Raw genomic sequence first — 519 nt, 5'->3', positions numbered from 1 at the left:
GAAACAAGAATCACAATCGACTGACATAGATAAATCTGATTTAAAAGAAGGAGCGCCTAGCGATGCCAGTTAGTACCGAGTGGCAATTTTTAAAAAGCTTTTTAAGAAAGACTTACAACCGAGAAGTCAATGAATATTTTCGAGACGTTGACCCCGATCAAATACCAGAAAATATTAACGGCCGCCAATCAGCTAAACGCTCCTGCTTAATCATGCCTAATGACTCTCAAAATATGTCATTGATGAAGCAGATAAATTTTTATTTTAACTTTCACAAAGCCCACCTAAAGCCCGATGTTTATGGGACTCCTGTTGATTCTTTTCAAGAGGAGGTAACATTCCGCCCAATCATTCAACTATTTTTTAGGCAAGACGATAGTGCTGTCCCGGATGACTATCAACCGATTCGCGCTCAAATCAGTTTCAGATTGATAGATGAAACTTCTCAAACTATCACTAAAACAAAATTAACCGCAATTGCCAATAAAATCAAGTCGGAATTTGCATCGGGTAGCGGTT

1 pseudogene is annotated in these 519 nt (G+C 38.5%); it reads left to right on the top strand.

Annotation, left to right across the window (positions count from 1 at the left end):
• Positions 1-62: 62 nt before the first annotated feature.
• A pseudogene (locus MiAbW_RS19250) lies at positions 63-519 on the top strand (hypothetical protein); the annotation flags it as partial.

The organism is Microcystis aeruginosa NIES-4325, from assembly GCF_008974145.1.
Classification (GTDB): domain Bacteria; phylum Cyanobacteriota; class Cyanobacteriia; order Cyanobacteriales; family Microcystaceae; genus Microcystis; species Microcystis aeruginosa_G.
The sequence above is the reverse complement of the archived record's forward strand: the minus strand, read 5'-3'. Positions and strand labels throughout refer to the sequence as shown.